Genomic DNA, 22,417 nt, shown 5'->3' with positions numbered 1-22,417 from the left:
GACTTTTTTAATCGAGAAAATCTTTCAGCTTTTTGCTCCGGCTCGGATGGCGGAGCTTCCGCAGCGCCTTGGCTTCAATCTGGCGGATTCGCTCACGGGTAACGTTAAATTCTTTGCCGACCTCTTCCAGCGTCCGGGAACGGCCGTCTTCCAGGCCAAACCGGAGACGCAGCACCTTCTCCTCACGAGGCGTCAGCGTGTCGAGCACCTCAGAGAGCTGTTCCTTCAAAAGGGTATGTGAAGCGGCGTCTGCCGGAGCCGGCGCATCGTCATCGGGAATAAAGTCCCCAAGATGGCTGTCCTCTTCCTCACCGATCGGTGTTTCCAGCGAAACCGGTTCCTGGGCAACACGCATAATCTCCCGCACCTTGTCTACCGGCATATCCAGCTCTTGCGAAATCTCTTCTGCAGAGGGTTCATGACCGTTAACATGCAGCAGCTGGCTCGATACTTTTTTCACCTTATTGATCGTTTCCACCATATGCACCGGAATTCGGATCGTACGGGCCTGATCCGCAATTGCACGGGTAATCGCCTGCCGAATCCACCAGGTCGCATATGTGGAAAACTTAAAGCCCTTGGTATAGTCAAATTTTTCCACAGCTTTAATCAGACCGAGATTTCCTTCCTGAATCAAATCGAGGAACTGCATTCCGCGCCCGAGATAGCGCTTTGCAATGCTGACCACCAGACGGAGGTTCGCCTCGGAAAGCCGTTTTTTCGCAGCCTCATCGCCATTGGAAATCCGGATTGCAAGGTCGATTTCCTCTTCCGGCGTCAAAAGCGGCACCCGGCCGATTTCTTTCAGATACACCTTTACCGGGTCGTCGATCGCGATGCCTTCGGTGCTCAGCGACATTTCCATATCGTCGCCGTCTCCGGTTACCGGCGTAAATTCGATATCCTCCATCGGGATGTCCGCGAAATCTTCTATAATTTCGACGCCCTGAGATTCCAGGGTATCATAGAATTTCTCAATCTGCTCCGGTTCGAAATCCAGCTCTCCGAGCGCGTCCAGAATTTCCTTGGTGCTCAGCTGCCCTTTCGATTTTCCGAGTTCAATCAAATCCCGAATCACCGTTTTTTTGTCCGGCGTTGCTGCCATAGTTGTTACCTCCTATTTTTTGCTGTCCCGCAAACGTGCAAGATAGTCCTGAATGGCTTCCGGAGATGCTGCCTGCACCGCCTCTGCACTCAGTTTTTCCGATTCCTCGGAAATGACCGCAATATCTGCATCTGCATCCGCTCTGCCGCATGGGACCTCACTGTATTTGGCAAGGATCCGCGCAATTGCGCCGATTTCCCCTACCGAAAATCCTTCCGATATATCTGTAAGGCTTAAAGCCTTGCCATCATTCATTTTACCCATTATAACCTGATATACACGACGGTTAAACGATGTACAAAATTTTTCCGGCGGAAGCGCCGAAAAAACGCGCGGGGCATCATCCTGATTCGAAAAAACATAGGAAATGAGTGCCTCTTCCGCATTTGCCGCGCGCAGATGCAGATGCTTTTCCGGGTTGATATCATCCTGCACCGCCGAAAGCACCGTCGTAAATTCCCGGAACTCCCGCTTCTGCTTTGCCGCGTCGCTGCGTTTTCGCTGTTTTTCCGCCTGAGAAAGAATTGTCCGCTTGTCTACGCCGGTTTCCTCGGCAAGCCTGCCGGCATAAACCTCGCGCTCAATCCGGTTTTCCAGCGCCGCAAGAACCGACGTGGCCTCGCCGAGATACGCCACCCGGCCTTCTGCCATCGTCACATCATGCGTCCCCCGCAATTTTCCGAGTTGGTATTCGACGTCGTTGCCGCTCGACGCAAGTAATTTTTTAAATCGGGACGGACCGTCCGCACCGTGCGCCTTGATAAACTCATCCGGGTCTTTATTTCCGGGTATGGCGACGATCTTTACGAGCAGCCCCGCGCTGCGCAGAATGGCAATCGACCGCGCTGCCGCCTTTTGCCCGGCCTCGTCGGAATCGTAGCAAACCGCTACTTTTTTTGTATACCGTGCCATCAGCCGCGCCTGTTCCGGCGTCAAAGCCGTCCCCAGCGTCGCGACGGCATTCGAAAAGCCAGCCTGATGCAGCGCAATCACATCCATATACCCTTCCGCAAGTATGAGTTGTTCAGCGCCGCTGTTTTTCGCGAAATTCATGGCAAACAGCGAGCCGCTCTTTTTAAAGACGGGCGTATCCGAGGTGTTGAGATATTTGGGTTTCTCATTTGTGAGAATTCTGCCGCCAAAAGCGATCACGTTGCCCCGCAGATCAATAATCGGGAACATCACGCGGGCAAAAAAGCGATCCATCACCCGTCCACTCCGTGTTCCGACTGCGACATTTGCCCGGATCAGTTCGTCGTTCCGGTATCCACGTTTGGTCAGATGGTCACAAAGCGCAAACCGGGAATCCGGCGCATATCCCAGTCCGAAATGGCGGATCGTATGCGGCATCAGCGCGCGATCCCGCAAATACCGCATTCCGGCGGCGCCTTCCGCAGACGCCAGTACCGCATGGTAAAACCGTGCGGTCTCCCGGTTGATTTCCAGGATCCGGGCGCGTATTTTGGCCATGCCGTCATCCGCCTGGTGTTCCGGCACCTCCAAACCCGCGCGCTGCGCAAGGAACCGGACCGCTTCCATATAATCGAGATTTTCAATCCGGCGAATAAACGTGATCACATCGCCGCCCGCACCGCACCCAAAACAGTAAAACGATCCGTTTTCGGGATAAAGGTTAAACGAGGGTGTCTTTTCGCTGTGAAACGGGCACAAGCCCACCATGTTTCTGCCCCGGCGGCGAAGATTCACATAGGAAGACACCACATCCACAATGTCGCTGCGCGCCTTGAGTTCCTGCAAAAACAGTTCCGGTAACGGCATATCCGCCGCCTCCCTTCTTCCTTGCAGTTTTGCCCTGTTACGGGGTCCAGCCTTTTGGAATAAAAATGGTTTTAAAGAGCGAGATTGCAAAATGGTCGGTCATTCCGGCAATGTAATCGCACACTGCGCGTTCCATGCCCTCTGTCTGTGCGATATGTTTGAGATCCTCCGGAATTTCGCCGGTCCGCTTGAGATGTTCAAACAGAGAGCCGATCAGCATCGGCACCTTCCGCTCTTCCCCTTTGACATAGGGATTGAGATATACCTTTCGATACATAAAATCGTGCAGCTCGTCAAATGCGCCTTTTACTTCGGGATCCATTGCAATATCTGCACCGCTGTTGCGGACAACGGATTTGACCAAGGTGTCAATCCGCACGGTCCGCCGCTCTCCGAGCACCTTCACGATTTCCTTCGGAATGTCCTCTTCCGAAAGGACATTGGCCCGGATGGCATCGTCAATATCGTGATTGATATAGGCAATCCGGTCCGCAACCCGCACAAGCCGCCCTTCGAGCGTCTGTGCCTGGGTACCGCTGGTGTGACAGAGAATCCCGTCGCGCACCTCCCAGGTCAGGTTCAGGCCTTCGCCGTTCTTTTCCAGCTTTTCCACAACCCGGACACTCTGCTCGTAGTGCTTGAAGCCATAAATTCCGTTAAGCGCACGCTCTCCCGCGTGGCCGAACGGCGTATGGCCGAGATCATGTCCCAGAGAGATTGCTTCTGTAAGATCTTCATTGAGTTCCAGCGCGCAGGCCATGGTCCGCGCAATCTGCGAAACCTCCAGCGTATGCGTCAGCCGCGTACGGAAATGATCTCCTTCCGGGGAAAGGAATACCTGGGTTTTATGTTTGAGCCGCCGGAATGATTTGCAGTGAATAATCCGATCCCGGTCCCGCTGGTAATCGGTCCGTAATTCGCACGGCTCCTCTGCGCGTTCCCTGCCTTTGGAATTCCGGGCAAGCGCCGCATAAGGCGACAAAATTTGCGCCTCCCGCTCTTCTGTCCGTTGCCGTATATTCAAGCGAACATCCCTCCTTGCATCCTCTAACCTATTATATACGCAAAAAGCAAATGATTTCCTGCACGTTTTTTAATTATTTTCGGCTTCCACAGGAAACGCGACAAATTTCTCCCCAAATACAACCGGACTAACCTGTCCGTTTGTTGCATCCGCAAGCGTTCGCTGAAAATGAGGAAACGCCTCCGGCCGCAGATAACACCGCAGCGTCACGTCTCCAGCAAAGTCTGTATGCTCAATCACACCGCCGCATTCCGGAACCAGCGCCGAAACACGCCCGTACTGGTTATAGCTGCAGGAAAGTGTAAATTCCGTGCAGGGTGTCATGGCGACGATCCCTGCCTCCCGAAGCGCCGCTGCCGCACCCGCCGAATACGCGCGCACAAGGCCGCCTGCGCCGAGAAGCACACCGCCGAAATACCGCACCACAACAACCGCAGTATCGGTCACGCCGTTTTTCAGCAGCACATTCAGAACCGGGATTCCGGCAGTTCCCTGTGGTTCTCCGTCGTCGGAATAGCGCTGAAACTGTCCTTCGCGAAGTACATAGGCATAGACGTGATGGGTCGCCGTCCGGTGCATGGAGCGGATTTCCTCGACAAATGCATCGGCTGCTTCCTGCGTGGTCACAGGCCGGATATAGCCGAGAAATCGCGAACGCCGTTCGACAAATTCTGCGCTTGCCGCACACGGTACTGTTTTGTACAAGGAAGCCGCCCGCCTTTCTTCATGAAAATAAACAGGGCGACGCAAATCCTGCGCCGCCCAGAAAAGACAATCAGAAGCTGAATACCCTTATTCGGTGATACCGTAACGCTTTTTGAACATATCGACGCGTCCGCTCGTATCTACCAGCTTTTGCTTACCGGTGAAAAACGGATGGCACTTGGAGCATATTTCAACGCGGATGTTCTCTTTCGTAGAACTGGTTTCGATCACATTGCCGCAGGCACACGTTATCGTTGTCTTTTTATACTCGGGATGGATACCTTTTTTCATTCTTGTCACCTCTTTTACCGGAATTGCATGGTCAACGTATCGATTTTATCATATCGTTTCAAAAAAATCAAGTGTTTTTTGCAGATTTATCGGGAAGAAAGATAATCGACATATTCTTCGAGACACATCTCCATCTGCCGCATGCGCGTCGCGTGGTCTTTCCCGACATACCGCAGCGCCTGCGGATCAAATTCCGCGCCGGTTTGCCGCGTTTTGTTCTCCGGATAGCGGAACACAAATCCGTACTGCACGCTGTTTTGCAGCAGCCAGCGGTACGCCGCGCTTTCCGAAAAAACACCTGTTTCATCCGGCGATGCCAGCCGCACCGTCAGACCGGTATGATATTCGCTGCACCCGCCCTTGAGCGCTGCAGCCTTTGTTTCCGCGCTGACGCGCGTACTGCCCGCATCCATCAATTCCTGCAATTTTTGTTGATAAACCGCTTCCTGGTCTTCTACGCTGACATAACCGGAGAGCACCGAAAGGGAAACGCCGTCTTTTTTCGCTGCAGACAGCATCGCGGAAAGATCCTCTGTAATCCGCTTATCAACCTTTACGCCCTCAAAGTCCGTCAGCTCCGGCGTTTCCGTGTATGGATGCTCCGTGTTAACCAGCAGCAGCCGGAAATCTTCCGGTTCTTCCGGCACGCTCTCTTCTGTGCGCTCCGAAACTGCCGAACTTTCCGACGACGCTGTTTTTCCCAGAAATTCATTGAGCCATGCCCATTCGAGATTGTCAGCCTTTTTGACCATGTTTAAAACAACAATCACACCGATCACCAGAACCGCCGCAATTGCCAGGATTGTCGCCAGCATTCCCGCCCGGATTGCACGGACTTCGTGCATCTTCTTCCATTCCGGTTTATCCCGAACCTTTTTGATTCGTTCCGGCGGAATGGCGTTGATGACCGGCGCACATTTTCTTCGGACCGCTTTACGCCTGCGGTGCATCGCTGAAGAAGACTTTAACCGCTTTGTAAGCCATGTAAACATCGAGTTTCGACACCACCTCAAACGGAGCATGCATCGAGAGCACCGGCACGCCGACATCTACGACGTCGACATCCAGATTTGCGACATACAGCGCAACCGTTCCGCCGCCGCCGAGATCCACCCTGCCCATCTCGCCGATCTGCCAGAGCACCTCGTTCTTGTCAAAGAGGGCGCGGATTTCTCCGACAAATTCCGCCGAAGCATCCGATGTGCCGGACTTTCCGCGGGCCCCTGTGTATTTGCTCATGCCGACGCCGTTATTGACATAGCAGGCATTTCCCGCTTCATAAGCCGAAGCATAGGTCGGGTCATATGCCGCCGTAACGTCTGCCGAGAGGCATTTGGATTTCGAAAGGACATGGCGCACTTCAAGGCCTTCTGCCTGCGCAAGATCCGCGATAAAATACCGCATAAAGGAAGAATTCAGACCGGTGTTGCCGTCGCTGCCGGTTTCTTCTTTATCGGCAAGCACGGTCAGCACGGTCTGCTCCGGCACACCGCAATCCAAAATCGCACGAATTGCCGGATATGCGCACACGCGGTCATCGTGGCCGTATGCACCGATCATGCTGCGGTCAAGGCCGATATCCACCGCTTTTACCGCCGGAACAAATTCGATTTCCGCAGACATCAAATCTTCTTCCACAATTCCGTATTTCTCATTGAGCAGCTTCAGGATGTTGAGTTTAAAGAGCATCTCGCCGCAGTCTGTCCGAATCGGACGGCTGCCGGTCAAAACATTGAGATCTTCTCCCGTGATGGCCTTGCCAAGCGTTTTCTGCGACTGCTCCTGCGAAAGATGCGGCAGCAGGTCTGTAATGCAGAATTGCGGCTCGCCCGGCTGTTCGCCGATGCAGACGTCGATCCGCTTGCCGTCGCGGCGGACGATTCTTCCATGCATGGAAAGCGGTGTTGCTGTCCACTGGTATTTCTTGATTCCGCCGTAATAGTGCGTTTTCAGCAGCACCAGATCCGACGTCTCGTAAAGCGGAATCGGCTTTAAGTCCAGCCGCGGCGCGTCAATGTGCGCCGCAGAAATCCGCACGCCGTTTTTGCAGCCTTCTTTTCCGATCACTGCCAGGATCAACGCTTTTTCACGGTTGTTATAATACACCTTGTCGCCGGGGGCATAGGTCTTTGCCGGATCGAATTCCGTAAAGCCGGCTTCCTGCGCCATCTGCACCGTAGTCTTGACTGCTTCGCGCTCTGTTTTGGCTGCATCCAGGAACGATTTGTAGCCTTCGCAGAATGCATCCGCTGTGTCGATTACTTCATCCGTCACACGCATAAATCCGTTCTTGCGGCGAATCATCAGTTTTTCTGAAAGCTGCTCCGCCAGGGTCTTTTCTTCTTTTTTTTCTTCCATCATTGCGAGTTCCTCCTATTCGATTTCAAAATCATATAGTTTTTCATAAATCTTTCGATTTTGATTGATCTTTTCTACATACCGCGCAGTCTCCGGATAGGGAATTTTATCGAGCGTTTTTCCATCGGAAGAATACGCCGGGTCGCTCAGCCAGCGCTGCACGGTACCGGCTCCGGCGTTATAAGCGCACAGCGCCGTATCGACGTCCCCGAACCAATCCATCATCTCGCGCAGCACCCGGCAGCCGTAGCGAATATTGGTTTCCGGATCCAAAAGCGCGTCTTCTTCAAACTGTACGTTGCCGTCATGTTTTTGCTGAATCCAGGAAAAGGTATCGGGAATCATCTGCATCAGCCCCTTCGCGCCTGCATGCGACTCCGCCGAAGGATCAAATCCGCTCTCCGTCTTGATAACTGCATAAATCAGCGCTTCCGAAAGGCCGGTTTCCTCCGATGCGCTCTGTACAATTTCCGGATACCGCACCGGATAGAGTTCGCGCATGAGTGCAGAGAGGCCGTAATAGACCAGTAAAAAGGCGATTCCCAGAGCCAACACAACCTTCAGCAAAACAGAACCCACGCGCTTTTGTTTTCGCTGTTGATATCTCAAAACAGATCACCTGTCCAGTTTTTCAGAATGGCCCGTACCTGCGCTTCGGTATCGACCGCAGTTCCATCGAGAACCACATCGGCACGCGACGTGTAAAACGCATCCTCATGCTGCCGGCACATCCGCATCCGAGCCAAGGGTTCCTCGATTCCGTCCCGCAGCATAATCCGGCGCAGGCGCTCTTCAGGCGGCGCAATCACCGCAAGAATCTTATCACAAAGCCGGTCAACGCCCGCTTCAAAGAGCAAAGGCGCGTCAATGACGACCGCCGGATACTGTCCGCGCACTGCCTGAATCTTCTCCAACAGCTTTCTTCGGATTGCCGGATGCGTGATTTCGTTGAGAAGCGCGGTTTTCGCCGGATCGGAAAACGCCTTTTGCGCAAGCGCCTTTCGATTCAGACAACCGTTCTCATCGAGAATCTCTGCTCCAAACGCTTCTGTTAGTTCTGAAAGGCAACCGGTATCCGTCACTTCACGCGCCAGCCGATCGCAATCAATTACCAGACAGCCGCACGAGGAAAAGCAGGATGCAACGGTCGATTTCCCCGCGCCGGTCGGCCCGGTCAGGCCTAAAATAATGGGGGTTCTCACAGCTTCCGCACCTCGAATCCCGCCGCTCGGATCAATCGGTTATACACGGCAAGCCCGACACCGGCCTTTGAAGGGCAACGGGCAAATACCAGCTTGGCGCCAATCCGATCCGTCTCCCGCAGCGCGTCAAACAGCCGGTGTGCCTGCTGAACGCCGTCTGTTTCGCCGCCGAGCGTCAACGCCGGAACGCAGAGCGCCTTTTCTTCACCGGAGAAGCACAGCGCTACCGTACCTTCTTCATTATGCGAGTTGACATAGTCTTTATACGCCTCAAATGCGCCGTCCAGAATTACTACCCGCGCGCGCGGTGCATAATGCTTGTATTTCATGCCGGGCGAAGCCGCTGCCACGCCTTTTTTCAGCGGCTTTAACACTGCCTCATCCATGCGAACTTCCCCCAGGACTTCCCTTAGCATTTCCAGCGTGACCCCGCCGGGCCGCAATAGGCATGGCACAGATCCTGCAAGCGAAATCACAGTGGATTCCAGCCCCACCTCGCACGGACCGCCGTCAAAAATGGCGTCGATTCTGCCGTCCATGTCGTCGAGGACATGCTGCGCCGTCGTCGGACTCGGGCTGCCGGAACGGTTCGCACTCGGCGCTGCAAGCGGCACGCCGGACGCCTGAATAATCGCGTGGGCATCGGGATGCGAAGGAAACCGCACGGCAACGGTTGAGAGCCCCGCGCTGACAATCTCCGGAACCCGGTCTTTTTTGGGCAAAATCATGGTCAGCGGACCGGGCCAAAACGCATCGGCAAGCATCTTAGCCTGCGGCGGAATTTCCGTCACAAGTTCGCCGAGTGTTTCAAACTGCGCAATATGTACAATCAGCGGGTTATCCGCCGGGCGTCCCTTGGCACGAAAAATCGCAGCGACCGCATCCGGAGAGAACGTGTTCGCAGCAAGGCCGTAAACGGTTTCTGTCGGAATGGCGACCAATCCGCCCGCGCGCAGAAGCCGGCCCGCTGTCTCGACTGCACCCGGCTCTCCGGAATGCAAAAGAAGCGTCTCCCGGCGCTCGTATTGTTCTTTATTACCCATTTTGTTCTTCTCCGATCCGCTCCTGCATTTTTGCCGCTCTGTCCGCTGCAATCAATGCATCCAAAACTTCATCGATATTGCCGTTGAGAAGATCCTCCAGCCGGTAAAGTGTCAGCCCAATCCGGTGGTCGCTCATGCGCCCCTGCGGATAATTATAGGTCCGGATCCGCTCGGAACGATCCCCGGTTCCAACCTGGCTGCGCCGTTCCGCAGCGACCTGTGCGTCCTGCTCCTGCTGTTTCTGCTCAAACAGGCGGGAACGGAGAATTTTCATGGCTTTATCTTTATTTTTAAACTGACTGCGTTCATCCTGGCATTCCACCACCATTCCGGTCGGAAGATGGGTAATGCGGATCGCAGAGGAGGTTTTGTTGACATGCTGTCCGCCTGCGCCGCTGGAGCGGAAGGTATCGATGGCAAGGTCTTTCGGATTAATTTCAATTTCCACATCATCCGCTTCCGGAAGGACCGCCACAGTACAGGTCGAGGTGTGAATTCTCCCTTGCGTCTCTGTTTCCGGAACGCGCTGCACCCGGTGGACGCCGCTCTCGTACTTTAAACGGGAATATGCCCCTTCCCCATTGATGGCAAAGCTGATTTCTTTATAGCCGCCGAGTTCTGTCTCGTTGGCGCTGAGGAATTCCGTTTTCCAGCCCTTGAGCTCCGCGTACATCGCATACATCCGAAACAGCACGGAAGCAAACAGCGCCGCCTCTTCTCCGCCGGCACCCGCCCGGATTTCCATAATCACGTTCCGGTCGTCGTTCGGATCCTTCGGCAAAAGCAAAATTTTCAGTTCTTCCGTGATGGTTTCAAGCGCATCCCGCGCTTCTGAAAGCTGTTCTTCTGCCAGTTCACGCAGTTCCCGGTCAAGACCGCCTTCCTGCAAAAGGGATTTCGCTTCATCCAGCTGCGCCTGCGTCTCTGTGTATTCGCGGTATTTTTCTACGATGGGCATCAGGTTTTTCCGCTCACGCTGCAGCTCTGCATATTGTTTCCGGTCCGCAATAACCGCAGGGTCGCAAATCCGCTCGTCGATATCCTGGCAGCGTTGCTCAAAAACGCTCAAATTTTCAAACATGCTCATTCCGTCCTTCTATAAAAAATATCAAAATAATATTAGGAGCAGAAGGCGTGCTATTGTTCTTTTTCCGGTGCTTCCCGAATGATCTTCCGGATATTCTTTTCGCATTTCAGGCGCGGCAGCATCACTTCATGCCCGCAACCTGTGCACCGGATTTTAAAATCCATTCCCGCGCGCAAAACCAAAAAGGTCTTGCTTCCACAGGGATGTTCTTTTTTCATCTGCAGGAGATCCCCTGGACGTACATCCATGCCGCCGTCCTCCATTCTATCAAAATCGGGCAATCCGCGGGAGCGCCCACGCGATTGCTTTATGCACCAGTTTGCAAAGCACGGGGCTTTGCGCTGGCAGTAAAACTGCCGCTGTGCGGCAGCACAGCCTAGCTTGCGGTTATTATGCCGAAGGCAAAATGTTCTCAGCTCGCAAAGCACAGGGCTTTGCGCTGGCAGTGAAACTGCCGCTGTGCGGCAGCACAGCCTAGCTTGCGGTTATTATGCCAAAGGCAAAATGTTCTCAGCTCGCAAAGCACAGGGCTTTGCGCTGGCAGTGAAACTGCCGCTGTGCGGCAGCACAGCCTAGCTTGCGGTTATTATGCCGAAGGCAAAATGTTCTCAGCTCGCAAAGCACTGGGCTTTGCGCTGGCAGTAAAACTGCCGCTGTGCGGCAGCACAGGTTGGCTGCGGTTATTATGCCGAAGGCAAAATGTTCTCAGCTCGCAAAGCACAGGGCTTTGCGCTGGCAGTGAAACTGCCGCTGTGCGGCAGCACAGCCTAGCTTGCGGTTATTATGCCAAAGGCAAAATGTTCTCAGCTCGCAAAGCACAGGGCTTTGCGCTGGCAGTGAAACTGCCGCTGTGCGGCAGCACAGCCTAGCTTGCGGTTATTATGCCGAAGGCAAAATGTTCTCAGCTCGCAAAGCACTGGGCTTTGCGCTGGCAGTAAAACTGCCGCTGTGCGGCAGCACAGGTTGGCTGCGGTTATTATGCCGAAGGCAAAATGTTCTCAGCTCGCAAAGCACAGGGCTTTGCGCTGGCAGTGAAACTGCCGCTGTGCGGCAGCACAGCCTAGCTTGCGGTTATTATGCCAAAGGCAAAATGTTCTCAGCTCGCAAAGCACTGGGCTTTGCGTTGGCAGTAAAACTGCCGCTGTGCGACAGCACAGCCTAGCTTGCGGTTATTATGCCGAAGGCAAAATGTTCTCAGCTCGCAAAGCACAGGGCTTTGCGCTGGCAGTGAAACTGCCGCTGTGCGGCAGCACAGCCTAGCTTGAGGTTATTATAACACCTTTCCCCTTTAATAGCTATGATTTTTCTGTTAACGTTTTGCATCGTCCCTGCACAATCTGGAAAACCATGCTGCATCAGCCGCGCGCAGTCCGGCTCTTTTGCAGCGCTTTTTGCACCGCCGGAACCAGAATGACCGTCAACGCACCGCCGATTCCTGCGGTCAACAACTGCGGCAAGGAAAACATTGTGCAGAGCATCTGTGCCTTTTTCGGCTCGATAGCGGGAAGCAAGTACGGAACCGCAAGCTTTACAACTCCAAAATACAGAAGCGCCGCCTTTCCCACTGCGCCAACAATCAGTGCGGCAACAAACCAAAGATAACGTTGTCCGCTGCCAATCGACTTTCTGCCGGCAATCCAGTACCATGCCGAAACCCAGAAAATATTTGCGACCATGATAAACGGCACCAGCTGAAGAAATGCCGGAATTCCCAGAAAAAATGCAAATATCGGAGACAACGCGGCAACCGCTACGCCGGACGAATATCCGCTGAGCAGCACGGCTGCAGCCAGAATCAAATTGACCGCAGAACCGGTCACAAGCTGCGGCATGGACTGCGTAAAATACTGCACTACAACCAGCAGTGCAATAAAAATTCCGGTCTTTGTAATCCAAAAGGCCGTTTTCCTGTTTTTCATTTTTATAGCCCCTATCCTCTTGATTTTGCTTCCCTATTATAGTATATTCTTGTATAGAGGTGTGTTGCGTACGCAACGAAAGCAGTTATGAAAAATTGGATGCCTATTTTAGAAAATCAAACGCTTTTTACAGGATTCGATTCGCAAACCATCAGCCGTTTGCTGGAGCAGACGGATGCGCGGCTTGTGACCGTTCCGCGTGGGCAGACGGCTTTCCATTTTGAGAGCCGTCCGGCGTCGCTTTGTCTGCTTTTGCAGGGATATGCCGTGGCGACCCAGACCACGGAGACGCATCGGGATCGAATTTACGCGCAGTTTTCTCCGGGCGATCTGCTCTCGGTCTTTCCGCAGCAAAGTGCGCCCCCTCAAATGCAGATTCTCGCCTGCACAGAGCTTACACTTTTGGTTTTTTCCGCAGACACGCTCCTGCATACACAGGCAATTCCGCTGGAAACCCGCCTTCTGTTTTCGCAAAACTTTGCTTCCTTGACCGCACGGCAATATGCCGCTCTTTTCGACCGGATCCGCTGCTTGACTGCACAGACCCTACGGGAAAAAATCCTGCAGTATTTACACGCCGAAGCGGAACGTCAGCACAGCCTTACCTTCAGCATTCCGCTCGACCGGGCGTCGCTCGCAGCGTATCTGAACGCAGATCGCAGCGCGCTTTCGCGGGAACTTTCCCAGATGAAGCAGGAAGGCCTCGTCGATTTTTATAAAAACAGTTTTAAACTGACGTCGTCCCATGATTCCGAAAGGAAATCATAACTTTCCACCAATATACCTTTCATCTTGTTTTATTTTTCCGCCGCAGGCCCATTCTGACAGGAGAAGCCCAGCGGCTGATTTCTATAATTTATTATTGCGCGAACCCTGATTGCGGATACTCTCGGTTCGTTGACAAAAGGATGCGATCATTTGCAAATTCTCAAAGGACAGGACGCACAATACCGAAAAATGACGGAAACACCAGTGCTCCGCCTGATCACAGCTTTAGCGATTCCTACCATCATCAGCATGCTGGTGACATCCGTGTACAATATGGGAGACACCTATTTTGTCTCAAAACTCGGCAGGCAGGCCTCCGGTGCTGTCGGCATTGTATTTTCGCTGATGGCGGTCATCCAGGCCGTAGGATTCACGCTGGGGATGGGCTCCGGCAGCCTGATTTCCCGCCTGCTTGGCGCACAAAAAACGGAAGAAGCTTCCCGCATTGCCTCTTCCGGATTTTTCTCCTCTTTGCTTGCCGGCATTTTGATTGCGGCCGGCGGGCTCTGCCTTCTCGACCCGCTCATCTCTCTCCTCGGCGCAACAAAAACCATTTTTCCCTATGCCCGGGATTATGCCGTCTATATTCTGTTTTTCGCGCCGGTCATGATGGCCTCCTTTGTTTTAAACAACCTTCTGCGCGCAGAGGGCCGCGCGCGGTTCGCTATGGTCGGAATTGCAACCGGCGGAATTTTGAATCTCTTTCTTGATCCGGTTTTCATCTTTGTCTTTGCGCTTGGAATTCGCGGCGCCGCCCTTGCGACAGCGCTCAGCCAGTGCGTCAGTTTCTGTATTCTGCTCTCTTCCTTTTTGCGCAAACGTACTTCGACCCGGCTTTCTCTGCGAAGCGTTTCCATGCATGCCCGGGATTATCTTTCCATTCTGAAAAACGGCCTGCCCTCCTTTTGCCGGCAGGGTCTTGCCAGCATCTCGACCGTTGCGCTCAACCGGACTGCCGCAATCTACGGCGACGCCGCCGTGGCTGCCATGTCGGTTGTCGGAAAAATTTTTATGCTGATTTTCTCTGTCGCACTCGGCTACGGCCAGGGTTACCAGCCGGTTGTCGGCTACAATTACGGCGCCAAAAAATACGCGCGTGTCCGGGAAGCGTTTTTCGTCGTGCTGACGGTTGGGTTTGGCATTCTTTTCGTGCTTTCTGCTGCCGGATTTCTCGCCGCGCCGCAGCTTTTGGCCGCCTTTCTGCCCGGCGACACCGAAGTGATCGAAATCGGCTCACGCGCACTGCGGTATCAATGTCTTGCCTGTCCGCTTCTCGCCCTGAACGTCACCTGCAACATGACCTTTCAGTCTATCGGAAAGGCCTGGACCTCCACGCTGCTCTCCGCTCTTCGGCAAGGCATTTTCTTCTTGCCGCTGATTTTCTTACTTCCCACAATGTGGGGACTTCCCGGTCTTCAGCTGACACAGCCCGTCTCGGATGTCTTCACGTTTCTCTGCTGCATTCCGTTTGCCATTCGCTTTATTCGCCAAATTCGGTCTGCGATGTAAACCTGGTTCTCATTCCGGCGCAAAAAGAGGCAGATGCATAAGCCCTTTCTGGACTGTGCATCCGCCTTTTTCTTTGCTTTTTTAATATGAATTACATCTCAAAACATCTCAAAACACACACTGCGCATTCAACAGCCGTCATTGCGCTTTACTTACTTGTTTATTCGATATTCTCGCCCAGCGCGCCGAGGCTTTGCGCCTTGAGATAGGCATTGATAAAGCCGTCGAGATCGCCGTCCATAACGGCATTGATATTGCCCATCTCATAGCCGGTGCGATGGTCTTTCGCAAGTGTATACGGCATAAAGACATAGGAACGGATCTGGCTGCCCCAGGCAATCTCTTTCTGTTCGCCTTTGATATCGGAAATTTTTTCAAGATGTTCGCGCTCTTTGATTTCCACCAGCTTGGAAATGAGCATCTTCATGGCCACTTCCTTGTTCTGGTGCTGACTGCGCTCCACCTGGCAGGCCACGACGATTCCGGTCGGAATATGCGTCAGGCGAACCGCAGAGGAAGTCTTATTGACCTTCTGCCCGCCGGCTCCGCTCGCACGGTAAACATCCATCTTGATATCATCCGGATTGAGTTCCACATTTGCGTCGTCGTCAATTTCAGGCATTACCTCAAGAGACGCAAACGACGTATGGCGGCGTCCGGAAGCATCAAACGGCGAAACGCGCACCAGACGGTGTACGCCGGCCTCGCTTTTGAGGAAACCATACGCATTCTCGCCTTCGATTAGAAGTGTTGCACTTTTCAGTCCGGCCTCTTCGCCGTCCAGATAATCGAGCGTCTGCACCTTATAGCCGTGCCGCTCCCCCCAGCGGTTGTACATCCGGTAAAGCATCTCGGCCCAGTCCTGTGCCTCTGTGCCGCCAGCGCCTGCATGGAAGGTCAAAATTGCATTTTTCGCGTCATACTCTCCGGTGAGCAGCGTCATCAGGCGCATTTCCTCAAGCTTTTTCTGGAACCCGTCGCATTCCGCTTTGGCCTCATCCAAAACAGAAAGATCCTCTGCTTCGTCCCCGAGCTCAATCAGCGCCAGCGCGTCCTCGTATTTGGACTTGAGCGCTTCATATGCGGAAATCTTATTTTTCAGGGCGCTGGTTTTTTGAAGGATTTTCTGGGAAGCCTGCATGTCATTCCAAAAATCAGGGCTTGCCGCCTGTTCCTCCAGGCGTGCAACCTCTTCTTTCAACTTTGTAATGCCCATCGCATCCGCGAGATCCGACAGGGCGTCCTCTTCATTCAAAAGAGTCTGCTTTAATTCTTCAAACTGCAGCAATCTAAAGTCCGCCTTTCCTAACAGATACCAAATCTACGATTAGTATTATAAAAGATTTTCTGCCGAATGTAAAGAAAATCCTTTGTTCCTGTAAAATTCGGGAGGAGATCCCGCAAAATTGTAAACAGGATTAAAACTTCCTGATTCGCTTCTTGCAGTTTTTTGGAAAACCATGTACAATGGAAAAATAATCTGCGAATCGAAACGGCAGCGACCATTTCGCGCCGTCTTCACAGTGTGAAACGGAGGATCAATATGGATTATACCGGGATCAAATGTCCTGTATGCGGCGTCCCCTTCTGTGAACACGACGATATTGTCGTGTGTCCGGAATGCGGCGCGCCCTATCATCGCACCTGCTACGAGCAGGCCGGCCACTGCGTTTTTTCTGACCAGCACGGAACCGGCGAGGCCTGGCAGCCGCCAAAAATGGATCCGCCTGAAGCGCCGGATGTCCGTCAGGAACCCAAAGATCGGCGCTGTGCAAACTGCGGTCGGATGAATGCACACAGCGCGCTGTTCTGCGATTACTGCGGCCACTCCCTCTCCGGGAATCCGGCGCAATACGACAATATGCCGCCGCGCTACGGCCCGGAACAGCAAAGGCCGCCGTATCCGCCGCAGCCGCCCCAAACACCGCCGCCGTATTACACGCAAAATTCCTGGCCGCCGGCTGGCAATCCGGGCGGATATCCGCCGCCTTCCGGCAACAACATGGGACAGATGCCGTTTCCGGTAGATCCGATGGGCGGCTATCAGGAAGACGAGCCGATCGAAGACGGCGTTACAGCCGGGGAACTTGCACAGGTTGTCCAAAACAACAGCGTGTACTATATGCCGGCATTCCGGTCGCTGAAGACCTTCGGCCGCACGCGCTTTCACTTTTGTGCGTTTCTTTTTACCGGCGGCTGGTTTCTCTACCGCAAACAATATAAGCTTGGCGCCATTTTAACTGCACTGATGTTCGTTCTGATGATCGCCTCCAGCTGGCTTACGCTGTACATCCAGCCGCACCTTTTGGAGATTTTCGGAAACCTCGGCATCGACGTCACCGCTTCCTTTACTTATGAGCAGCAGATGCAGGCATATCTCCAGCTTTTGCAAGAAATGCCTTGGGTGATCCCCGTTACCTTTTTGCTCAGCGCACTGCGCATCGCCCTGATGGTGTTCTGCGGCCTAAAGGCCAACAAGCTTTACTATCAGCACTGTGTTTCCACTGTTCGGCGCACAAAGTCGGATGGATCTGCAGAATCTGGGGAGTATAAAGAGAGACTTGCCGCAAAAGGCGGCGTCAACGTCCCCATTGCGGTGTGCATGTTTGTGTGCTTTATGATTATTACCAATCTTCCGAAATTCATCAATTTTGGCTGACGAACCGATGCCAAGGAGGCGTATATGAAAAAAATTACCAAAGCCATCATCCCAGCTGCCGGACTCGGAACCCGCGTTCTTCCGGCCACCAAAACCATGCCGAAAGAAATGCTTCCGATTGTGGACAAGCCTGCGATTCAGTATATTGTGGAGGAAGCGGCCGCATCGGGCATTACGGATATTCTGATCATTACAAGCCGCGGAAAAGGCCTGATTGAAGATCACTTTGACCGCACGCCGGAACTCGAAGAGCATCTGATGGCCGGCGGACCTGAAAAAGCGGAGATGCTTGAGGACATCATCCGGATTTCCAATCTTGCCAATATCTGTTTTATCCGCCAGAAGGAAATCCGCGGCCTCGGGCATGCGGTAAACTGCGCGCGGTCCTTTGTCGGAGACGAACCGTTTGCCGTACTTTACGGGGACGATGTCATTCTCTCCAAAACTCCGGTATGCGGACAGCTTATGAAAGCGTATGAAGAGTTTGGACTCGGCGTGGTCGGCGTCAAAGAGGTTTCGGAAAAGGCGATCCAGAAATACAGCTCTCTGAAGGTCAGCCCCATTCACGGGAACTACTACAAATGTACCGATATGGTTGAAAAGCCGAAGCCGGAACAGATTCTCTCCCTGTTTTCGATCCTGGGAAGATGCATTTTGCCGCCGAAAATTTTTCAAATTCTCGACGAGACCAAACCCGGCGCCGCAGGCGAAATCCAGCTGACCGACGCCATGAAAACGCTTTCCCGCACGGACGGAATGATCGCGGTCGACTTTGAAGGCCGGCGGTATGATATGGGAAATAAGCTCGGCATCATGCAGGCAAGCGTCGAAACTGCGCTTGCGCATCCGCAAATCAGCGCAGATTTCCGAAATTACCTCAAAGAACTTGTAAAAAACCTGTAAGAAACACAATGCTAAAAAAGGCGCGAAAAGGCACTGCCAAAAAGCGCAAATTCCGCACAAATCCAGGAAAATATTCCTGCAGAATTCTTGACGAACCGCAGTTTGTTTGTTATAATAAGGACAGACTGCGGTTTTTTGCGGTCTAATATCCTTGCTCCGCGCTTGTCGCGGGGCCAAACGTCCAAAAGGAGGTGCAACGTAAATGGCAGAAGTAAAACATTCCTATGAAACCGTCTTTATCGTTTCCATGAACCAGGGTGAAGAAGGCATTGCCGCTCTTGTCACGAAGTTCAAGGATCTGATCGCAGCTCACGGTACCGTTGAAAGCGTTGACGAGTGGGGCAAGCGTCGCCTGGCCTACCCGATCGCGAAGCAGGCGGAAGGGTATTACACGCTCATCAACTTCCAGAGCAACCCTGAGTTCACAGCAGAACTCGACCGTATCTACAAAATCACCGACGGCATTCTCCGCTCTCTGATTATCAAAAAGGACGAGCGTAAACTCAAGCCCCAGAAGGCTGAGGAAAAAGCTCCTGCAGCAGAAGCAGCGCAGGCTAGCGAAGAAGCGCCGGAAGCAGCGGAATAAGACGATTTTCCGCATATTCCCAGAAGAGATTGGTGTAAAAGAGAGGTGTTACGATGCTGAATGTTTCTGTACTGATGGGCCGCCTTGTAGCGGATCCGGAACTGCGCCATACGCCCAGCAACGTCGCTGTTACCAGCTTCACGCTGGCGGTTGACCGTTCCTATGTGAAGTCCGGCGCGGATCGCCAGACGGACTTTATTGATATTGTCGCGTGGCGTTCGACTGCAGAGTTCATTTGCAGATACTTCCGGAAAGGCCAGATGATGGCGGTGCAGGGTTCCATCCAGACCCGCTCCTATACGGATAAGGATGGCAACAAACGCAAGGCGTTTGAAATTCTTGCGGACAATGTCAGCTTTGCCGATTCCAAGCGCAGCGATGGCGGCGCTCCGGCAGGCGGATATGCGCCCCGTCCTCAGATCAGCGAACCTGCACCCGCTTATGCAAGCGGAAACACCGATGATTTTGAGGAACTTCCGATGGATGACGACTTACCGTTTTAATCGTCCTGATTCCTTCTATGGAAAATTTTGAAAAGGAGGCAAATTGCCATGGCTGATAACAGACCTGACCGCCGCGGTGGCCGTAAGGGCCGCAGGAAGGTATGCAGCTTCTGCGTAGACCGCGTCGACCTGATTGATTACAAAGACGTCGCCAAGCTGCGCCGTTTCATTTCTGAAAGAGCAAAAATTCTGCCCCGCAGAGTGACCGGTACTTGCGCGCATCATCAGCGCGAACTGACCGTTGCCATCAAACGTGCACGGCATCTTGCGCTGTTGCCCTTCAGCAGCGACTGAGTTTTCAAAAAAAGGCTCAAAAACGGACGCGATATGCGTCCGTTTTTTTATTGACAGAAAAGGTGCGCCTGTAAGAAACACAAGCAAGCGAATTTCTTTTTTGCACGGCCCGCTCTGCACACGGTGCAAACACCTTGTTGTTTGCACAAGCCGGACCTTGCTTGACTTTCCCCCTTTCATTGCGTATACTTGCGCATAGAGACTTGATCGGCATAATTATTTCAGGAGCTATCGATATGAAAAAATATATTTTGGTTCCGGATTCGTTTAAGGGCACCATGTCTTCTACAGAAATCTGTCAGATCATGGAGCGCGCCATCCGGAGCATAGAAGCTGACGCGGAAATTCACGCAATTCCCATTGCAGACGGCGGAGAAGGAACGGTCGATGCCTTTCTGACCGCAGTCGGCGGAGAAAAACGCATTGTCCGGGTCAAAGGCCCGCTGTTTGAAGAAACCGAAGCGTTTTACGGCGTAATCGATCACGGCCGCACGGCCATTCTCGAAATGGCGGCCTGCGCCGGGTTGCCGCTTATCCGGGATCGCCGGGATCCGTGCCGGGCGACCACCTACGGCGTCGGAGAGCTCATTTGTCATGCATTAAAGCACGGCTGCAAAAAGATCATCCTCGGGCTTGGCGGCAGTGCAACAAACGACGGCGGAACCGGTGCTGCAGCCGCACTGGGCGTCCGGTTTCTGGATCAGAACGGCTGTCCGTTTCTTCCGACCGGCGGCACGCTGCTGAATATCCAGGCCATCGACGCATCCCACATGCTTCCGGAGCTAAAAAACGCAGAAGTCATCGCAATGTGCGATATTGACAATCCGCTTTGCGGGCCCACCGGCGCTTCGGCGGTATTTGGTCCGCAAAAAGGTGCGACGCCGAAAATGGTTTCCCTGCTCGACCGCGGCCTTTCCCATCTCGCAGCGCTTACAGCACGCGATTTCGGCAAATCGCTTTCCGATTTGCCCGGTGCAGGTGCGGCTGGCGGCATGGGATTCGGCGCAGCGGCTTTCTGGAATGCGAAACTGCAAATGGGCATCGAAACGGTTTTGGATACCGTCCATTTTGACGATCTTCTTCCCGGAACGGATCTCGTTTTTTCCGGAGAAGGCAGGATGGACGCACAGAGCCTTCGCGGAAAGGTCGTCATCGGAGTTGCGAAACGCACAAAAAAGGCCGGGATCCCACTTGCCGCGGTGGTCGGAGATATCGGGGACGGCATAGACGCGGCCTATCAAATGGGCGTCAGCGGAATTTTCAGCATTAACCGGGTTGCAATTCCCCGTCCGGAGGCAAAGCTGCGCGCAAAACAGGATCTTGCCGATACGATGACCAACCTGATCCGCTTTCTTCACGTTCTGCCGGCCAAGCCTTGAAAACGTTTTTCGGAACCCGGCGCGCCTTTGCAGCGAACCGCCATTTTATTCTGCTGCTTGCCAGAGGGATTTCCATCCTGCACGTCGCCGGCTTACTCTTTTTTTCGTTCCAATCTTTTTCGCTTTCCATGTGTGATTTGCTTTTAAAACGGTCATCCTATCATCGATTGACAAGGAAGGACTTTGGCGGATCGAAATACGCCCATACTGTGTATCAAACCTTTTGCCGCAGAGATTGCCTGCGGAGCCATATTGCCATTTCTGAATTTACACCTGTCAGCGATAAATTTTCGCATGATTTAGATTTTTAAAACGCAGGCAGACTGACGCCCGCCAAGACAAAAAGAGCAAAAGAGCCAAAAAGGCACAAGCCCGCTGGGGTTTTGCCGCAGAAAACCGGAGCGCATGATTCGCCGGTCTGCGGCCAGATTGGGCGTCTAAGAGGCTTGTATCTCGCGGCCAAAGCGCCTGCGCCGCGCGATAAAAAAATTCAAGGAAGGAATCTTTGCATGTTATTTGACTTTCACACACATCTATTCCCGGATCAGCTTGCGCCCAAAGCGCTTCCCAAGCTGGCGGCAACATTCGGCGCCAATCCGTTTACGGACGGCACGGTATCCGGTACTCGTGCAGCCTTTCAGCAGTGGGGTGTTACCGGCGCTGCGGTGATGCACATTGCCGTAAAACCCGGGCAGCAGGAAACGGTTAACAATTTCGCCGCAAGCATACAAGGGGACGGCCTCTACAGTTTCGGCAGCGTCCACCCGAAGGATCCGCATGCGGTGGAAGAAATCCGCCGGGTCGCGTCTCTCGGGCTGCATGGGCTAAAATTTCATCCGGACTATCAAGGGGTTCCTGCCGACGATGCCTGCATGGATCCGCTTCTGGAGGAAGCCGAAAAGTGCGGGCTTCCGGTTCTGTTCCACACCGGACCGGATCCGATCGACCCGCAGCATCCGCTTTCGCGTTCCGAACGGATTGCGCATCTTTTAGAGCGCTTTCCGAATTTAACCATAATCGCCGCGCATATGGGCGGTTTAAACGCGCCGGAGGAGGCAGAGGCATTCCTGCTCGGAAAAAATCTTTATATTGACACCGCTATGGCGCACACCTTTCTGACGCCCGAACAATTCGAGCGGATGGTTCGCCTGCATGGAATCGACCGCGTTCTGTTTGGAAGCGATTGTCCCTGGAGCCGGTCAAATGACGGCGTCGCCTTTATCGAACAGACTTCGCTTTCTACCGAGGAAAAAGAGGCCATATACTGGAAAAACGCCTATCGTCTGCTGAAAATAAAATAAAT

23 protein-coding genes are annotated in these 22,417 nt (G+C 53.3%); 9 read left to right on the top strand and 14 right to left on the bottom strand.

The annotated features are described in order from the left end of the window. Positions 1-7: 7 nt before the first annotated feature. The 13 genes from rpoD to IAG03_RS01530 all read right to left on the bottom strand — a co-directional run bounded on the left by rpoD (position 8) and on the right by IAG03_RS01530 (position 12,513). A complete protein-coding gene (gene rpoD / locus IAG03_RS01590) occupies positions 8-1,105 on the bottom strand; it encodes an RNA polymerase sigma factor RpoD (RefSeq protein WP_249317930.1) in 1,098 nt (365 codons plus the stop codon). Positions 1,106-1,117: 12 nt separating this feature from the next. Continuing rightward, complete coding sequence (gene dnaG, locus IAG03_RS01585; RefSeq protein ID WP_249317929.1) at positions 1,118-2,884, bottom strand: DNA primase; 1,767 nt, start codon at positions 2,882-2,884, stop codon at positions 1,118-1,120. A gap of 37 nt (positions 2,885-2,921) precedes the next feature. After that, positions 2,922-3,908 carry a deoxyguanosinetriphosphate triphosphohydrolase gene (locus IAG03_RS01580; protein WP_249317928.1) on the bottom strand — a complete coding sequence of 329 codons (987 nt, stop codon included), beginning with the start codon at positions 3,906-3,908 and terminating at the stop codon, positions 2,922-2,924. A 69-nt stretch (positions 3,909-3,977) separates the two neighbouring features. Beyond that, entirely contained in the window at positions 3,978-4,613 is a 636-nt protein-coding gene (locus IAG03_RS01575) for a YigZ family protein (RefSeq protein ID WP_249317927.1), read from the bottom strand. Between the two features lie 87 nt (positions 4,614-4,700). Next, positions 4,701-4,904: a 50S ribosomal protein L31 gene (gene rpmE, locus IAG03_RS01570; RefSeq protein WP_249317926.1), complete on the bottom strand. Its 204-nt coding sequence runs from the start codon at positions 4,902-4,904 to the stop codon at positions 4,701-4,703. Positions 4,905-4,990: 86 nt separating this feature from the next. After that, positions 4,991-5,896 carry a M15 family metallopeptidase gene (locus IAG03_RS01565; RefSeq protein WP_249317925.1) on the bottom strand — a complete coding sequence of 302 codons (906 nt, stop codon included), beginning with the start codon at positions 5,894-5,896 and terminating at the stop codon, positions 4,991-4,993. Then, positions 5,838-7,265, bottom strand: coding sequence for an aminopeptidase (locus IAG03_RS01560; RefSeq protein ID WP_430472425.1), 1,428 nt, complete (start codon positions 7,263-7,265; stop codon positions 5,838-5,840). Before IAG03_RS01560 ends, IAG03_RS01565 begins: the two co-directional genes overlap by 59 nt. A 12-nt stretch (positions 7,266-7,277) precedes the next feature. Next, positions 7,278-7,871, bottom strand: coding sequence for a lytic transglycosylase domain-containing protein (locus IAG03_RS01555; RefSeq protein WP_249317924.1), 594 nt, complete (start codon positions 7,869-7,871; stop codon positions 7,278-7,280). Continuing rightward, entirely contained in the window at positions 7,868-8,464 is a 597-nt protein-coding gene (gene coaE, locus IAG03_RS01550; protein WP_249317923.1) for a dephospho-CoA kinase, read from the bottom strand. Before coaE ends, IAG03_RS01555 begins: the two co-directional genes overlap by 4 nt. After that, on the bottom strand, positions 8,461-9,507 hold the full coding sequence (locus IAG03_RS01545) for an L-threonylcarbamoyladenylate synthase (protein WP_249317922.1): 1,047 nt from the start codon (positions 9,505-9,507) through the stop codon (positions 8,461-8,463). Before IAG03_RS01545 ends, coaE begins: the two co-directional genes overlap by 4 nt. Further along, positions 9,500-10,588, bottom strand: coding sequence for a peptide chain release factor 1 (gene prfA / locus IAG03_RS01540; RefSeq protein ID WP_249318145.1), 1,089 nt, complete (start codon positions 10,586-10,588; stop codon positions 9,500-9,502). The genes IAG03_RS01545 and prfA overlap by 8 nt, the downstream gene beginning before the upstream one ends. Before the next feature lie 56 nt (positions 10,589-10,644). Next, the gene (locus IAG03_RS01535) at positions 10,645-10,842 is read right to left on the bottom strand and encodes a DUF951 domain-containing protein (protein WP_249317921.1); all 198 of its coding nucleotides are present in this window, start codon (positions 10,840-10,842) and stop codon (positions 10,645-10,647) included. A gap of 1,107 nt (positions 10,843-11,949) precedes the next feature. Continuing rightward, complete coding sequence (locus tag IAG03_RS01530; protein ID WP_249317920.1) at positions 11,950-12,513, bottom strand: ECF transporter S component family protein; 564 nt, start codon at positions 12,511-12,513, stop codon at positions 11,950-11,952. 99 nt (positions 12,514-12,612) lie between these two features. Here IAG03_RS01530 and IAG03_RS01525 point away from each other — a divergent pair, with 99 nt between their 5' ends. Then, positions 12,613-13,281, top strand: a complete 669-nt coding sequence (locus tag IAG03_RS01525; protein WP_249317919.1) for a Crp/Fnr family transcriptional regulator — start codon at positions 12,613-12,615, stop codon at positions 13,279-13,281. Positions 13,282-13,431: 150 nt separating this feature from the next. Then, positions 13,432-14,790, top strand: coding sequence for an MATE family efflux transporter (locus tag IAG03_RS01520; protein WP_249317918.1), 1,359 nt, complete (start codon positions 13,432-13,434; stop codon positions 14,788-14,790). 160 nt (positions 14,791-14,950) lie between these two features. On the opposite strand, the gene prfB is transcribed toward IAG03_RS01520, so the two are convergent. Beyond that, on the bottom strand, positions 14,951-16,078 hold the full coding sequence (gene prfB / locus IAG03_RS01515; RefSeq protein ID WP_249317917.1) for a peptide chain release factor 2: 1,128 nt from the start codon (positions 16,076-16,078) through the stop codon (positions 14,951-14,953). A 255-nt stretch (positions 16,079-16,333) separates the two neighbouring features. On the opposite strand from prfB, the gene IAG03_RS01510 reads away from it, so the two are divergent. From IAG03_RS01510 to IAG03_RS01480, 7 genes are all read left to right on the top strand, one after another. Beyond that, positions 16,334-17,449, top strand: coding sequence for an RING finger protein (locus IAG03_RS01510; RefSeq protein WP_249317916.1), 1,116 nt, complete (start codon positions 16,334-16,336; stop codon positions 17,447-17,449). A 24-nt stretch (positions 17,450-17,473) separates the two neighbouring features. After that, the gene (gene galU, locus IAG03_RS01505; RefSeq protein ID WP_249317915.1) at positions 17,474-18,352 is read left to right on the top strand and encodes a UTP--glucose-1-phosphate uridylyltransferase GalU; all 879 of its coding nucleotides are present in this window, start codon (positions 17,474-17,476) and stop codon (positions 18,350-18,352) included. Positions 18,353-18,554: 202 nt separating this feature from the next. Continuing rightward, entirely contained in the window at positions 18,555-18,938 is a 384-nt protein-coding gene (gene rpsF / locus IAG03_RS01500; RefSeq protein WP_249317914.1) for a 30S ribosomal protein S6, read from the top strand. Between the two features lie 53 nt (positions 18,939-18,991). Beyond that, positions 18,992-19,441 carry a single-stranded DNA-binding protein gene (locus IAG03_RS01495; RefSeq protein WP_249317913.1) on the top strand — a complete coding sequence of 150 codons (450 nt, stop codon included), beginning with the start codon at positions 18,992-18,994 and terminating at the stop codon, positions 19,439-19,441. Positions 19,442-19,489: 48 nt separating this feature from the next. After that, positions 19,490-19,735, top strand: coding sequence for a 30S ribosomal protein S18 (rpsR, locus tag IAG03_RS01490; protein WP_249317912.1), 246 nt, complete (start codon positions 19,490-19,492; stop codon positions 19,733-19,735). A 236-nt stretch (positions 19,736-19,971) separates the two neighbouring features. Beyond that, positions 19,972-21,114, top strand: coding sequence for a glycerate kinase family protein (locus IAG03_RS01485; RefSeq protein WP_249317911.1), 1,143 nt, complete (start codon positions 19,972-19,974; stop codon positions 21,112-21,114). 509 nt (positions 21,115-21,623) lie between these two features. Further along, the gene (locus IAG03_RS01480) at positions 21,624-22,415 is read left to right on the top strand and encodes an amidohydrolase family protein (protein ID WP_249317910.1); all 792 of its coding nucleotides are present in this window, start codon (positions 21,624-21,626) and stop codon (positions 22,413-22,415) included. Positions 22,416-22,417: the final 2 nt, after the last annotated feature.

Source organism: Yeguia hominis (assembly GCF_014384705.1).
GTDB classification, from domain to species: Bacteria; Bacillota; Clostridia; order Oscillospirales; family Acutalibacteraceae; genus Yeguia; species Yeguia hominis.
The sequence above is the reverse complement of the archived record's forward strand: the minus strand, read 5'-3'. Positions and strand labels throughout refer to the sequence as shown.

What these genes read in the sequence shown, in the direction of transcription:
- dnaG (WP_249317929.1), bottom strand. Translation starts at nt 2,884, where the DNA reads ATGCCGTTACCGGAACTGTTTTTGCAGGAACTCAAGGCGCGCAGCGAC.
- IAG03_RS01535 (WP_249317921.1), bottom strand. Translation starts at nt 10,842, where the DNA reads ATGGATGTACGTCCAGGGGATCTCCTGCAGATGAAAAAAGAACATCCC.
- galU (WP_249317915.1), top strand. Translation starts at nt 17,474, where the DNA reads ATGAAAAAAATTACCAAAGCCATCATCCCAGCTGCCGGACTCGGAACC.
- rpsR (WP_249317912.1), top strand. Translation starts at nt 19,490, where the DNA reads ATGGCTGATAACAGACCTGACCGCCGCGGTGGCCGTAAGGGCCGCAGG.
- IAG03_RS01510 (WP_249317916.1), top strand. Translation starts at nt 16,334, where the DNA reads ATGGATTATACCGGGATCAAATGTCCTGTATGCGGCGTCCCCTTCTGT.
- IAG03_RS01560 (WP_430472425.1), bottom strand. Translation starts at nt 7,265, where the DNA reads ATGATGGAAGAAAAAAAAGAAGAAAAGACCCTGGCGGAGCAGCTTTCA.
- IAG03_RS01565 (WP_249317925.1), bottom strand. Translation starts at nt 5,896, where the DNA reads ATGTTTACATGGCTTACAAAGCGGTTAAAGTCTTCTTCAGCGATGCAC.
- IAG03_RS01525 (WP_249317919.1), top strand. Translation starts at nt 12,613, where the DNA reads ATGCCTATTTTAGAAAATCAAACGCTTTTTACAGGATTCGATTCGCAA.
- IAG03_RS01545 (WP_249317922.1), bottom strand. Translation starts at nt 9,507, where the DNA reads ATGGGTAATAAAGAACAATACGAGCGCCGGGAGACGCTTCTTTTGCAT.
- prfA (WP_249318145.1), bottom strand. Translation starts at nt 10,588, where the DNA reads ATGTTTGAAAATTTGAGCGTTTTTGAGCAACGCTGCCAGGATATCGAC.
- rpsF (WP_249317914.1), top strand. Translation starts at nt 18,555, where the DNA reads ATGGCAGAAGTAAAACATTCCTATGAAACCGTCTTTATCGTTTCCATG.
- IAG03_RS01480 (WP_249317910.1), top strand. Translation starts at nt 21,624, where the DNA reads ATGTTATTTGACTTTCACACACATCTATTCCCGGATCAGCTTGCGCCC.
- IAG03_RS01530 (WP_249317920.1), bottom strand. Translation starts at nt 12,513, where the DNA reads ATGAAAAACAGGAAAACGGCCTTTTGGATTACAAAGACCGGAATTTTT.
- rpmE (WP_249317926.1), bottom strand. Translation starts at nt 4,904, where the DNA reads ATGAAAAAAGGTATCCATCCCGAGTATAAAAAGACAACGATAACGTGT.
- rpoD (WP_249317930.1), bottom strand. Translation starts at nt 1,105, where the DNA reads ATGGCAGCAACGCCGGACAAAAAAACGGTGATTCGGGATTTGATTGAA.
- IAG03_RS01495 (WP_249317913.1), top strand. Translation starts at nt 18,992, where the DNA reads ATGCTGAATGTTTCTGTACTGATGGGCCGCCTTGTAGCGGATCCGGAA.
- IAG03_RS01485 (WP_249317911.1), top strand. Translation starts at nt 19,972, where the DNA reads ATGAAAAAATATATTTTGGTTCCGGATTCGTTTAAGGGCACCATGTCT.